Below are 13,025 nucleotides of genomic sequence, written 5' to 3'. Positions count from 1 at the left end.
CCGAAATTCATCGAAGGCCAACGCGTAATATCTCTGATGTATTGGTTACAATCACGCCCATGCTTAGCGAATTCGAACTTATCTCCCGTTATTTCACGCGTCCGATGGCGCAGGACAGTCGCACCGCGCTCGGCGTGGGCGACGACTGCGCCCTGCTGACGCCGGCCCCGGGAATGCAATTGGCGGTGTCGACCGACATGCTGGTCGAAGGCCGTCATTTCTTCCCGCATGCGGACCCGTATGCGCTCGGCCACAAATGCCTGGCCGTCAATCTGTCGGACCTGGCCGCCATGGGTGCACAGCCGATCGCCTTCACGCTCGCCTTCGCCCTGCCGGAAGCGCGCGAAGACTGGCTGGCGCCGTTTTCACAAGGCTTGCTGAAGCTGGCCGACGAGCACGGCTGCGAACTGATCGGCGGTGACACCACCAAGGGTCCGCTGACGATCAGCATCACCGTGTTCGGCGAAGTGCCGTTCACCCAGGCCTTGCGCCGCGACGCCGCGCGCGATGGCGACGACATCTGGATTTCCGGCACGCTCGGCGATGCAAGGCTGGCGCTGGCCGGCTATCGCAAGGAACTCGCGCTCGACGCCGAAGTGCTGCATGCCGCCGGCGCACGCATGCACCAACCGACGCCGCGCGTGGCGCTCGGCATGGCCCTGCGCGGCATCGCACATGCCGCCATTGACATCTCTGACGGCCTGGCCGGCGACCTCGGCCATATCCTCGCACGCTCGCACGTGGGTGCTCGCCTCGACGTCGACGCGCTGCCGGCCGGCCCGGTGCTGAGCACGCAGGCGCAAACGCTACGCCGCGCCTTCACGCTGTCGGGCGGCGACGATTACGAACTCTGCTTCACTGCACCACAGAGCCGACGCGAACAGGTGCTTGCCGCCGCCGAACAAGCCGGCGTCGCGGTCACCCGCGCCGGTGTCATTGAATCGGTTCCCGGCCTGCGCCTGGTGGACGCCGGCGGCGAACCGCTCGACCTGACGCCTTCTTCTTTCGACCATTTCAGTTCATGACAACAACAATAAACCCTGCCCGCAAGACGTATTCGACCAAACCAGTGCGCCCGACTGCGCGCTTCATGCTGGGACATCCGGCGCGCCTGCTGGCGCAGGGCTTCGGCAGCGGCCTCTCGCCGATCATGCCGGGCACCTCCGGCACGTTGTTCGCCTGGCTGGCGTATGCGGTGCTGAACGTGCGCTGGCCCGCCGTCTTCACGCCGTCGGCGTGGCTGCTGATTATCTTCGTCGGCTTTTTCATCGGCGTATGGGCGTGCCATCGCACCGGTCGCGACCTCGGCGCGCCCGATCACGGCAGCATGGTGTGGGATGAAATCATCGCGTTCTGGCTGGTGCTGGTGGTGCTGACGCCGGCCGACTTCAAGACGCAGTGCTGGGCCTTTTTCTGGTTCCGCGTCTTCGACATGGTCAAGCCGCCGCCGATCGCTTATTTCGATCGCCGCTTCAAGGGCGGCTTCGGCGTGATGTGGGACGACATCGTGGCGGCGTTTTACACGCTGCTGGTATTTGCGTTCTGGCGCTCCATGTAAAACCGCTTCAACAAGAGTATGCTGAACACATGGGAATGCGACGGACTATTCCATGAACTATTAGTGAACTGTTTCATGTCGATGTTCGTCAAGAAGTACATCGCGCCCATCACGTTGACCACCCGCCAACCCTGAAGGATGACATCAACATGGATACCTCGACTGACCTCGCCGCGCGCGTCGGACTCGCGCTCAAAGCCAGGAAATTGCTGCTCTCCACCGCCGAATCCTGCACCGGCGGCGGCGTAGCCCAGGCCATCACCGACATCGCAGGTTCTTCGGAATGGTTCGATTGCGGCTTCATCACCTATTCCAATACCTCCAAGAACGAATTGCTGGAGATTTCCGAAGCATTGATCGCCCAGCACGGCGCCGTCAGCGAAGAAATCGCCGCCGCCATGGCTGAAGGCGCGATTGCCAACAGCAGCTCCGACGTCGCCGTTTCCACCACCGGCATCGCCGGTCCGGGCGGCGCGGTGCCGGGAAAACCGGTCGGCACCGTCTGCTTCGGCTGGAAGGTCGGCGACCAGACCTTTACCGAACGCCTGGTGTTCACCGGCGACCGCCGCGCAGTGCGTGAGCAAGCCGTAGTGCATTCGCTGCAAGGCTTGCTGCGCTTGCTGACCTGAGCTGCCGGCAAACGTGCATGAAAAAGAGCCGCAGCGAGTGATCGCGACGGCCCTGGTTTCTGCTGCTGCGGCTGCAGCGACGCTGCAAGCCGATACGTTTCCTCAGCGATACTGATTGATCGCGTCGCGCGTCTCCAGCGCCACACGGCGCGCTGCTGTGGCGTAGTCTTCGCCGGCCTGCGGCTTGGCGTACAGGATCGCCCGCGACGAATTGATCATCATGCCGCCGCCGTTCGCCGTCTTGCCCGATTTCACCGTCGCCGCCACGTCGCCACCCTGCGCACCCACGCCCGGCACCAGTAAAGGCATGTCGCCGATGATACTGCGCACCTGCGCCAGTTCCTCCGGGAAAGTCGCTCCCACCACCAGTCCGCACTGGCCGTTGGTGTTCCACTTGTCGGCCACCAGACGCGCCACGTGCTGATACAGCGGCACGCCGTCGACCGTCAGGAATTGCAGATCGGAACCGCCCGCATTCGAGGTGCGGCACAGCACGATGGCGCCGCGATCCTTCCACTCCAGATACGGCGCGACCGAATCGAAACCCATATAGGGGCTGACCGTGACCGCCTGCGCGCCGTAGCGTTCGAAGGCTTCGCGCGCATATTGCTCGGCAGTGGCGCCGATGTCGCCGCGCTTGGCATCGAGCACGATGGGAATATGCGGATAGGTGGTGCGGATATAGGTGCAGATTTCTTCCAGCTGGTCTTCCGCGCGCAGGGCGGCGAAGTAGGCGATCTGCGGCTTGAACGAGCAGGCCACGTCGGCGGTGGCGTCGATGATGCCTTTGCAGAAAGCAAAAATGGCGTCGGGCTGGTCCTTCCACTGCGCGGGAAATTTGGCGATATCCGGGTCGAGGCCGACACACAGCAGCGAATTATTGGTCTTCCACGCAGCGGATAATTGTTCGATAAATGTCACGGTAAGCCTTAATATGCAAAGATGCGATATTGTAACGCGCCCGCAGCCCGCCCTACCCGCTTGACGGCGTCGGCAGTAGTACGCACAGTATCGAATCTCCCTATCTTCCCGAGGCACACAATGAAAAAATGGTTTGCATGGCTGGCGATCGCCGCTTCCGTCCTGACGCTGAGCAGCTGCGGCTACAACGACTTCCAGGCCAAGGATGAGGCCACCAAGGCCGCCTGGAGCGAAGTCGTCAACCAGTACCAGCGCCGCGCCGACCTGATCCCGAACCTGGTCAATACCGTCAAGGGCTACGCCTCGCATGAAAGAGAAACGCTGGAAGCCGTCACTCGCGCCCGCGCCGCCGCCACCAGCTTCCAGATCACGCCGGAAGTGTTGAACAATCCGGAAGCCTTCAACAAATTCCAGCAGGTCCAGGGCGAACTGTCGTCCGCGCTGTCGCGCCTGATGGCAGTGTCGGAAAACTATCCGCAACTGAAGGCCGACACCAGCTTCCGCGACCTGCAGTCACAACTGGAAGGCACCGAAAACCGCATCACCGTGGCACGCCAACGCTACATCGCCTCGGTGCAGGAATACAACGTGCTGGCGCGCAGCTTCCCGACCAACATCACCGCCAAGATCTTCAGCTACCCGGTCAAGCCGTCCTTCACGGTCGAGAACGAGAAAGCGATTTCCACCGCCCCCGCCGTCAATTTCGGCAAATAAGTTCGACCTGAATCTTGCCCATGTCGCACTTTTCCCGCCTGCTGGCGTTCTGTCTCTTCTTCCTGCTGGCCGGCTCCGTCCAGGTTGCCGGCGCGCAGGATTTCGTTGCCGTCCCTGCGCTGACCTCGCACGTGATGGACCAGGCAGGGATGCTGGACGAGCAGCAGCGACGCACACTGGACCAGGTCCTGACCGACTATGAAACCCGCACCGGCAGCCAGATCGCGGTGCTGCTGATCGCCAGCACCGCGCCGGAAGCCATCGAGCAATACGGTATTCGCGTCGCCGACGCCTGGAAACTGGGCCGCAAAGGCATCGACGACGGCGTCATCCTGATCGTCGCCAAGGACAACCCCAAGGCCTTGCGGCGCTTGCGCATCGAAGCCGGCCGCGGCGTCCAGGGCAGCCTGACCGACGCCCAGTCGAAACGCATCCTGGAAGACGTGATCGCGCCGCACTTTCGCCAGAACGACTATTACAGCGGCCTCGCGGCGGGTATCTCGGCGCTGACCAGCCTGCTTGATCGTGAGAACCTGCCCGCGGCGGAGAAGAAAGAGGCAAGCGTCCCATCCGATGCCGGCTGGCTTGAAGTTGCGATCCTGGTAATCATGCTGGCGGTATTCTTCACCGCGCTGCTGCTGGTGCGACGCCGCACCACCGGCCGCAACAATCTCAACAACAATAGCTGGGGCAATGCCGCCGGCGTCATCATCGGCAGCATCCTCAACGAGGCCGCTCGTGGCTCCGGCAGCAGCGGACGCGGCGGCTTCGGCGGCGGTGGTTTCAGCGGCGGCAGCGGCGGCGGCGGATTTTCGGGCGGCGGCGGCAGCTTTGACGGCGGCGGCGCCTCGGGGGACTGGTAATGCATACATTCAAGCGCCTCCTCAGGCATCTGCGCCACACCCGCGCCGCAGCACGCGCGCAGTTTCCACCGGCCACGCTGCAGGCGATACAGGCCTGCATCGGCGCCGGTGAAGCGGAGCATCGCGCCGAGGTCCGTCTGGTGATCGAAGCATCCCTGCCTCTGGGCGCAGTGCTGCGCAACGAGTCCTCGCGCGCCCGCGCTCATGAGCTGTTTTCGCACTACCGCATCTGGGACACCGAAGAAAACAGCGGCGTGCTGATCTACCTCAACCTGGCTGATCATCGCGTCGAAATCGTCACCGACCGCACTGTCGGCCGCGCCCTCAAGCGCGCTGACTGGGAATCCGTTTGCAGTACAATGACCCGAAGCTTTGCCGGCGGGATTTACCATGACGGCGCGCTGGAAGGGCTCGCACAGTTGAACCGTTTGCTGACCCTGCATTTTCCCCAGACGTCGCAGCACAAGAACGAGATTTCCAACCGGCCGCTGATGCTCTGACATCCCTGAGCGACCGATGCCTGGCACACAAGCTTCGACTCAACAATAACGATGGGGGAAATGATGAGCACATCCGGTCCCGAACAATCGCATGAGCCCGCAGCACCTTCACGCCAGTCCGCCGTCGCGGAGCAGGAATACCGCTTCAGCGTGCTGCTCATTGATGACCAGCTGGTGGTCCAGGAAAAAGTCCGGCGCGCCGTGCGCCCGGAAACCGACATCGACTTCCACTTTTGCGGCAAGGCCGCCGATGCCCTGGCCAAGGCTGAAGCCTGTCGGCCCACCGTCATCCTGCAAGACCTGGTCATGCCCGACTCCGATGGCCTCGAGTTGGTGCGGCAATACCGCAGCAGCCCCCTGCTGGCGAATGTCCCGGTGATCGTGCTCTCCAGCACCGACGAACCGCTGATCAAGAAAGATGCCTTCCTGGCCGGCGCCAACGACTACGTGGTCAAGTCCTATGACACCATCGAACTGGTCGCGCGCATCCGCTACCATTCGCGCTCCTACATCAATCTTCTGCAACGCGACGCCGCCTACGCCGCCCTGCATGAAAGCCAGAAACAGCTGGAAGCCAGCAACGCCGAACTCAAGCGCCTGACGCATACCGACGGCCTCACCGGCATCGCCAACCGGCGCTATTTCGACGACTACATGAAACAGGAATGGCTGCGCGCACAACGCGAGAAGACGACGTTGTCGCTGCTGTTGATGGATGTGGATTGCTTCAAGCTGTACAACGACACCTACGGCCATGTCGCCGGCGATGACGTACTGCGCCGCGTGGGCGCGGCGATTGCGGCCGGCGCCGCGCGCCCTGCAGATCTGGCGGCGCGTTACGGCGGCGAAGAGTTCGCCGTCGTCCTGCCCAACACGGACAGCGCCGGCGCGAAGGAACTTGCTGAAAAAATCTGCCGGGCGGTAGCCGCTCTCGGCATTGCACACGCCACCTCGAAAGCGGTCGATCACGTCACCGTCAGCGTCGGCGCCGCTACCGCGCATCCCGTTCAGGGCGGCGACATCGTCAGCCTCATCAAGCACGTCGACGACTGCCTCTACAACGCCAAGCAAAGCGGGCGCAACCGCGTCAGTGCGGCGCCATGACGCAACCCGGTCAGCCCTTTTCAAACACCCATTGCAGCAAGGCGTCCTGCGCCGCTTGCCCGAGCGGCGCGTTCGGATGATTGATCAGGCACACCACCACATACATCTTGCCTGACGCCGCCTGCACATAACCGGCAATCGAGCGCACGTCGTTGAGCGAACCGGTCTTGATGTGCGCCTGCCCGGCCACGCTTTCGCCGCGCAGGCGCTTGCGCATGGTGCCGTCGTAGCCCACCAGCGGCATCGAGGCGATGAACTCCGGCATCACCGGCGAATGAAATGCCGCCACCAGCACCTGGCCCAGCGTGGTCGGCGCGATGCGCTCGTTGCGCGACAAGCCCGCGCCGTTTTCAATCACCAGTTCATCGGCGCCGATGCCTTTGGCCGACAACCAGCCGCGAATCGCCTGCGCGCCGCGCACAGTGCTGCCCGGCGCCTGCGATGCCTGCGCACCGATGGTCAGCAGCAACTGGCGCGCCATCACATTGTTGCTGTATTTGTTGATGTCGCGGATCACCTCGGGCACGGCTGGAGACTGCCACTCCGCCAGCAAGCGCGCCACCGGTGCGACATTGCCGGGCATGACCTTGCCCGAGATGGTGCCGCCCAACTCGCTCCACATCTGGCGCAGCACCGCGCCGAAATACTGCGTCGCGCTCATGCGGTAGGGATGGATGTACCAGACTTTTTCTCCGCAGGCCGCAGGAAAAGCGCCGTTGAAGACTGCCGCGCCGACGCCGACGTCGGCCTGCAACTTGCCCTGCCAGTCGCCGCAGACGGTTTCTTTCGACAAGCGTGGCGCCATCACGGTATAGCCCGACAGCGGAGGTTCCATGACCACGCTGACCTGGCCGCTCGCTTCGTCCGGCATGAAGCGGATCGCCACTGTCTTGTAGTTCAGCAGCAAGGCGTCGGGACCAACGTTGTAGGGCTTCTGCGGATCGCCGTCGAATTGCGCCGGATCGTAGACGTTCTCTTCAAACACGCTGCGGTCCAGCACGACGTTGCCGCGAATGTCGCGGATGCCCTTGGCGCGGATCTGGCGCAGGAACATCCAGAAGTTCTCCATCACCAGCTTGGGGTCGCCGCTGCCCTTGATGCTCAGATCGCCCAGCAGCACGCCGTCGTTGAGCACGCCGTCGGTGTAGGCCTGGGTTTTCCAGTTGAAGGCGGGGCCGAGCAATTCGAGCGCGGCGTCGGTGGTCACCAGCTTCATCACCGACGCCGGATTGAACGGCGCCGTCGCATTGAAGGCCAGCGTCGGACGCGTGGCGTCGACGGCCTGGACAAACACCCCGACATTGCGCGCCGGGATCTTCGCCTGGCGAAGTGCGCTGCTCATTGCAGGCGGCAATTCTTGCGCTGCAAGGTGTTGCGCGGAAACGATACCGCCGGAAGCGAAGGCGCAGAGCGCCAGGATTCGGAATTCTTTGAGGATCTGCATGAGCGGCCAAGGACAGGGGAACAAAATGACCCGAAAGAAGGGACCCGGCATTATATGTCGTCTTTTCGCTCCTCTCTCCGCGCGACATTCTGGCGATAGGGCGGCAGATGTTGTAATCTAGACATATATTGGCTGGATGCAAATCATGCCCGACAACAAGAACGCCGCCGCGGCCGGCATGCCAACATTGGAAAGCACCCCAGATCATGTCGCATCGCAACGCCCCATCTCGCACGCACGGCAGCCACGGCACTGACAGCTCGCATGGACGCTCGGCGTCCTTCTTTTCGTTCAGGCGGGCGCGGCGTGCATTGCGTGACTCTCCGTCACCGGAAGAACTGATCGGCAAGGGTGTGCGCTTCGTCAAACGCATCTACAAGCTGCGCGTGATCGGCCTGTCGATCGGCTTCTTTTGCGTGGCCGCCGGCTTCCTGCAAAATCCGGTCGGATGGCCGCTGTGGGCCCTGCTGATATTCCACGGCTACCTGTGGCCGCACCTCGCGTACCACCTGGCGCTGCGCAGCAAGATCCCGTATCGCACCGAACGCCTCAACCTGGTGATCGACACCACCTTCGGCGGCTTCTGGCTCATCGCCATGCAAGGCAACTTGGTGCCCGGCGCCGTGATCCTGGCGATGCTGTCGATGGACAACATCGCCGCGGGCGGTACCAGGCTGTTCCTGCGCGGGCTGATCGGCAGTGTCGTGGGGGTCTTGCTGGGTCTGCTGCTACTCAACTTCCGCTTCCTGCCGCAATCCGACATCTACACCGTCGTCGCCTGCCTGCCGATGCTGGCGCTCTATCCGCTGGCGCTGGGCAAGTCCACTTATGACATGTCCAAGAAACTGGCCGAACGTTCACGCGAGTTCGAAACCGTCAGCCAGCGCGACGGCCTTACCGGCCTGCTGAACCGACGTTATTGGGAAACCCTGCTGATCGAGGAATTCAACATCTGCCGCGAACGCAAACAGAGCTCCTCGCTGCTGTTGCTCGACCTCGATCATTTCAAGAACATCAACGACACCCACGGCCATCTGGTCGGCGACGAAGTACTGAAGAACTTCGCCCAGCTGCTGCGCGAAAACCTGCGCGCGGATGATCTGATCGGCCGCTACGGCGGCGAGGAATTCGTGGTGATCCTGCGCGACATCAGCCTCAGCGAAGCCGAAACCCTGGCGGCGCGGCTGATCGAACAAGTGCGCCGGCACCGCTCGGAAAAAAACTTGCTGTGGGGCTGCACCATCAGCGCCGGCCTGGTGTGCTTCCATAGCGACATGGAGGCGCATTACTCCTGGCTGCAACGCGCCGACAACGCGATGTATCGCGCAAAGGATAGCGGACGCGATTGCCTGGTGGTCGAAGGTAACTGAAGGTGGCCGAAGGTGAAAGGCGGCAAGGCGGAGAACAAGAAAAAGCCGCCGCGTCATCTTAGGGAATGACGCAACGGCTTCGGAAAAAAGGTGGAACGCCCGACGAGTTCTCGGAGTACACGCATACTGAAGATGCCGACTCCCTCCGACGTTCCAGCCACCGCCGCTTGCGCGGCGAACGAGCAAGAAAGCTCGTTTAGATTAGCACTGGCAGTACCTCCAGCACTAAAAGCGCAATCAGCGCCCCACCTACGGCGCCAATCGTTCGCAACACCGTCCTCACAAATTTTGACGCTACGGGCACTTCGCCGAACAACACCAACCCGGCGAATGCCATCGGTAAAAAGAACATGAGATTGTTCGTGACGATATTGGGCATGATCTGTGTCTCCTACCTGTTTTCTTTATGATTTGAGTATAGGTCGCCGTTCGCATAAAACAAGGAATGTTTTCGAGGCCGCCGCCCCGCAGCGCACATCCCGCGCCGCTTGCAGCGATGCCTCCTATTTGCGGAAGTGTTGTTGAATAGGCTTGACCATGCTGCGGCGCGGGAGTAGACTCCGCCCGTTCTTATTTTATGGAGTCCCTCTCATGGGCACTTGTTCGAGTGACAGTTGTTGCCGGGAAATTTCCCGGTTCGCCTCGGCAAGATAACGCAGGACTTCCCTGCCGTCATCTTGCAAGAGAAGATGACGGCATCAGGCATGCACCGCTTCAGGCGCAGGCCTTTTCCACCGTACAACACAGCACGCTACAGACCGACCCGCACCGGCGCACGTCCGGATGCTGCATGGCTTGCGGCCATACGCGTCCACGACATATGCATTGATTCGCCGATGCCTCTCGCGGCCGTCGCCACAGTCCAGACTGCGCGCCGGCCGGACCTGCCATTGCCCGGCCTGGCCGCCGGCGCCGTGCGCACGCCGTCGATGGAACAATTACCGATGAAAGGGTCTTCGCAAACCTGACCTGCGGAGGCCTTATGCCCGATATATCTCGCACCTGATCGCCTGCTGTCATCGAGATGTCAGGAGGATTCGTTACAGTCTGACGCTTTCCTCATCTTTCTCTCCGATGACCGCACGAACCGGACCGCCACGCCCCGTCAAGGCATGCCGTCCGCACTGCAAACCGCTGCAAAAAGAAAAAGAGCTTCATCATGAATCTGGATCTGTTGAAAGAAACCTTCGCGAACTTCATCCGCGCACGCGGCATGGATCGCCACTTCCATCGCATCGGCGTGGACATGTTCCGCAGTTCGCCGACCACCAAGGAAGTCCCGCAAACCGTGGCGCAAAGCCTGGTGGACGCCTCCCGCACCGAGCTGTCCGGACTGCTGGAAAAACTGCACTCGCGCACTGACGGCCTGACCGAACAGGAAGCTGACGCCATCCGCCTCGAGGTCGGCCCCAATGAAGTCGAACACGAAAAACCGCTGAGCTGGTGGGTGCACCTGTGGCACTGCTACAAGAACCCGTTCAACCTGCTGCTGACCGTGCTGGCCGCCGTCTCCTACTACACCGAAGACATGAAGGCCGCGATCGTGATCGGCACCATGGTGGTGGTGTCGACGCTGATGCGCTTCATCCAGGAGTCGCGTTCCAACACCGCCGCCGACAAACTCAAGGAAATGGTCAGCAACACCGCGACCGTGATCCGCCACGACATCGTGCAGGACATCGCCGAAGAAGCCCAGCGCTACTTCGACGTCACCCTGCACCCTAAAGGCGCGCGCCGCGTCGAGGTGCCGATCAAGAAGCTGGTGCCCGGCGACATCGTGCAGCTGTCGGCCGGCGACATGATCCCCGCCGACCTGCGTCTGCTCGCAGCCAAGGACTTGTTCGTCAGCCAGGCCGCCATGACCGGCGAATCGCTGCCGGTCGAAAAATTCGCCGAGCATCGCGGCGTCGACGCCGGCAATCCGCTCGAGCTCGACAACCTGTGCTTCATGGGCACCAACGTCGTCAGCGGCTCGGCCACGGCCGTGGTGCTGACCACCGGCAAGCGCACCTACTTCGGCGCGCTGGCTGAACGCGTCACCGCCACCGACCGCACGCCGACCGCGTTCCAGTCGGGCGTCAACAAGGTCAGCTGGCTGCTGATCCGCTTCATGCTGGTGATGACGCCGGTGGTGTTTTTCATCAATGGCTTCACCAAAGGCGACTGGGTCGAAGCCTTCCTGTTCGGCCTGTCGATCGCGGTCGGCCTGACGCCTGAAATGCTGCCGATGATCGTCACCTCGACGCTGGCCAAGGGCGCGGTGGCACTGTCGCGCAAGAAGGTCATCGTCAAGCGCCTGGACGCGATCCAGAACTTCGGCGCCATGGACGTGCTGTGCACCGACAAGACCGGCACGCTGACGCAGGACAAGATTTTTCTCGAGCGCCACACCGGCATCCTGGGCGAGCCGAACGATGAGGTACTGCAATACGCTTACCTCAACAGCTACTACCAGACCGGCCTGAAGAACCTGCTCGACGTCGCCGTGCTGGAACACGCCGAACTGCAACGCGAAATGGCGCTCGCCTCGGCCTATCGCAAGGTCGATGAAATCCCGTTCGACTTCCAGCGCCGCCGCATGTCGGTGGTCGTCAGCGAACGTGAAGATCACCATGAGCTGATCTGCAAAGGCGCGGTCGAAGAAATCGTCTCGATCTGTACCCACGCGCGCAACAACGGCGAGATCGTGCCGTTCACGCCCGAACTGCTGGCCGAGATCCGCGAAACCACCGCCAGCCTGAACTCTGAAGGCCTGCGCGTGGTGGCCGTGGCCGCCAAGGACCTGCCGCCGACCAAGGAAACCTACAGTGTCGCCGATGAATCGGACCTGGTGCTGATCGGTTACATCGCCTTCCTCGATCCGCCGAAGGAATCGACCGAGCCGGCGCTGGCGGCATTGCGCGCGCATGGCGTGACGGTCAAGATCCTGACCGGCGACAACGAATTGGTGACCGCCAAGATCTGCCGCGAAGTCGGCCTCGAAGTCGAAGGCATGCTGCTCGGCTCGCACGTAGAGAAAATGAGCGATGCGGAATTGTCCATCGCCGTGGAAAAGACCACGGTCTTCGCCAAGCTCAGCCCGACCCACAAGGAACGCATCGTGCGCGTGCTGCACGACAAGGGCCATGTGGTCGGCTTCATGGGCGACGGCATCAATGACGCACCGGCATTGCGCGCAGCCGACATCGGCATCTCGGTCGACACTGCGGTAGATATCGCCAAGGAAGCGGCCGACCTGATCCTGCTGGAAAAGAGCCTGATGGTGCTCGAAGAAGGCGTGCTGGAAGGCCGCAAGACCTTCGCCAACATGCTCAAATACATCAAGATGACCGCCAGCTCCAACTTCGGCAATGTCTTCTCGGTGCTGGTGGCGAGCGCCTTCCTGCCCTTCCTGCCGATGCTGCCTTTGCATCTGCTGGTGCAGAACCTGCTGTATGACGTGTCGCAGATTTCCATCCCGTTCGACAACGTCGACAAGGAATTCCTGGAAAAGCCGCAGCGTTGGAATCCGGGTGAAATCGGCCGCTTCATGGTGTTCTTCGGTCCGATCAGCTCGATCTTCGACATCAGCACGTTTGCCCTGATGTGGTACATCTTCGGCGCCAACTCGCCGGACCATCAAACCCTGTTCCAGTCGGGCTGGTTCATCGAAGGCCTGCTGTCGCAGACGCTGATCGTGCACATGATCCGCACCAAGCGCATTCCGTTCTTCCAGAGCCGCGCTTCGTGGCCGCTGATGGGCATGACGCTGGTCATCATGGCCATCGGCATCATCCTGCCGATGTCGCCGCTGGCCAGCTACTTCAAGCTGCAGGCGCTGCCGCTGAGCTACTTCCCGTGGCTGCTGGCGATCCTGATCGCGTACGCCGCGCTGATCCAGCTGATGAAGAAGTGGTACACCCGGCGCTATGGCTGGCAATAA

13 protein-coding genes are annotated in these 13,025 nt (G+C 62.1%); 10 read left to right on the top strand and 3 right to left on the bottom strand.

Annotation, left to right across the window (positions count from 1 at the left end):
* Positions 1-59: 59 nt before the first annotated feature.
* From thiL to ACIROW_RS13725, 3 genes are all read left to right on the top strand, one after another.
* Positions 60-1,025 (top strand): thiamine-phosphate kinase, encoded by a 966-nt coding sequence (gene thiL, locus ACIROW_RS13735; RefSeq protein ID WP_402276404.1) that lies wholly within the window; start codon positions 60-62, stop codon positions 1,023-1,025.
* Positions 1,022-1,558 carry a phosphatidylglycerophosphatase A gene (locus ACIROW_RS13730; protein WP_402276401.1) on the top strand — a complete coding sequence of 179 codons (537 nt, stop codon included), beginning with the start codon at positions 1,022-1,024 and terminating at the stop codon, positions 1,556-1,558. Before thiL ends, ACIROW_RS13730 begins: the two co-directional genes overlap by 4 nt.
* 149 nt (positions 1,559-1,707) lie before the next feature.
* Positions 1,708-2,187 carry a CinA family protein gene (locus tag ACIROW_RS13725; RefSeq protein WP_402276399.1) on the top strand — a complete coding sequence of 160 codons (480 nt, stop codon included), beginning with the start codon at positions 1,708-1,710 and terminating at the stop codon, positions 2,185-2,187.
* 102 nt (positions 2,188-2,289) lie between these two features.
* Here ACIROW_RS13725 and pyrF read toward each other — a convergent pair whose 3' ends face one another.
* Complete coding sequence (pyrF, locus tag ACIROW_RS13720) at positions 2,290-3,108, bottom strand: orotidine-5'-phosphate decarboxylase (protein ID WP_402276396.1); 819 nt, start codon at positions 3,106-3,108, stop codon at positions 2,290-2,292.
* Between the two features lie 120 nt (positions 3,109-3,228).
* On the opposite strand from pyrF, the gene ACIROW_RS13715 reads away from it, so the two are divergent.
* The 4 genes from ACIROW_RS13715 to ACIROW_RS13700 are packed head-to-tail and all read left to right on the top strand — an operon-like array spanning position 3,229 to position 6,289.
* Positions 3,229-3,822: a LemA family protein gene (locus ACIROW_RS13715; protein ID WP_016833298.1), complete on the top strand. Its 594-nt coding sequence runs from the start codon at positions 3,229-3,231 to the stop codon at positions 3,820-3,822.
* Between the two features lie 20 nt (positions 3,823-3,842).
* On the top strand, positions 3,843-4,685 hold the full coding sequence (locus ACIROW_RS13710) for a TPM domain-containing protein (protein WP_402276393.1): 843 nt from the start codon (positions 3,843-3,845) through the stop codon (positions 4,683-4,685).
* Entirely contained in the window at positions 4,685-5,185 is a 501-nt protein-coding gene (locus tag ACIROW_RS13705) for a TPM domain-containing protein (protein ID WP_402276391.1), read from the top strand. The genes ACIROW_RS13710 and ACIROW_RS13705 overlap by 1 nt, the downstream gene beginning before the upstream one ends.
* A gap of 60 nt (positions 5,186-5,245) precedes the next feature.
* The gene (locus ACIROW_RS13700; RefSeq protein WP_402276389.1) at positions 5,246-6,289 is read left to right on the top strand and encodes a diguanylate cyclase domain-containing protein; all 1,044 of its coding nucleotides are present in this window, start codon (positions 5,246-5,248) and stop codon (positions 6,287-6,289) included.
* A 10-nt stretch (positions 6,290-6,299) separates the two neighbouring features.
* Here ACIROW_RS13700 and dacB read toward each other — a convergent pair whose 3' ends face one another.
* Positions 6,300-7,733: a D-alanyl-D-alanine carboxypeptidase/D-alanyl-D-alanine-endopeptidase gene (dacB, locus tag ACIROW_RS13695; RefSeq protein WP_402276387.1), complete on the bottom strand. Its 1,434-nt coding sequence runs from the start codon at positions 7,731-7,733 to the stop codon at positions 6,300-6,302.
* Positions 7,734-7,939: 206 nt separating this feature from the next.
* Here dacB and ACIROW_RS13690 point away from each other — a divergent pair, with 206 nt between their 5' ends.
* Positions 7,940-9,103 (top strand): diguanylate cyclase, encoded by a 1,164-nt coding sequence (locus ACIROW_RS13690; protein ID WP_402276384.1) that lies wholly within the window; start codon positions 7,940-7,942, stop codon positions 9,101-9,103.
* Positions 9,104-9,299: 196 nt separating this feature from the next.
* On the opposite strand, the gene ACIROW_RS13685 is transcribed toward ACIROW_RS13690, so the two are convergent.
* A complete protein-coding gene (locus tag ACIROW_RS13685) occupies positions 9,300-9,482 on the bottom strand; it encodes a hypothetical protein (RefSeq protein WP_053199787.1) in 183 nt (60 codons plus the stop codon).
* 457 nt (positions 9,483-9,939) lie between these two features.
* On the opposite strand from ACIROW_RS13685, the gene ACIROW_RS13680 reads away from it, so the two are divergent.
* A complete protein-coding gene (locus tag ACIROW_RS13680; protein WP_402276381.1) occupies positions 9,940-10,071 on the top strand; it encodes a hypothetical protein in 132 nt (43 codons plus the stop codon).
* 191 nt (positions 10,072-10,262) lie between these two features.
* Entirely contained in the window at positions 10,263-13,025 is a 2,763-nt protein-coding gene (gene mgtA, locus ACIROW_RS13675) for a magnesium-translocating P-type ATPase (protein WP_402276379.1), read from the top strand.

Source organism: Herbaspirillum sp. NPDC101397 (assembly GCF_044767325.1).
Lineage (GTDB): Bacteria > Pseudomonadota > Gammaproteobacteria > Burkholderiales > Burkholderiaceae_D > Herbaspirillum.
This window is presented reverse-complemented; position numbering and strand designations above follow the sequence as displayed.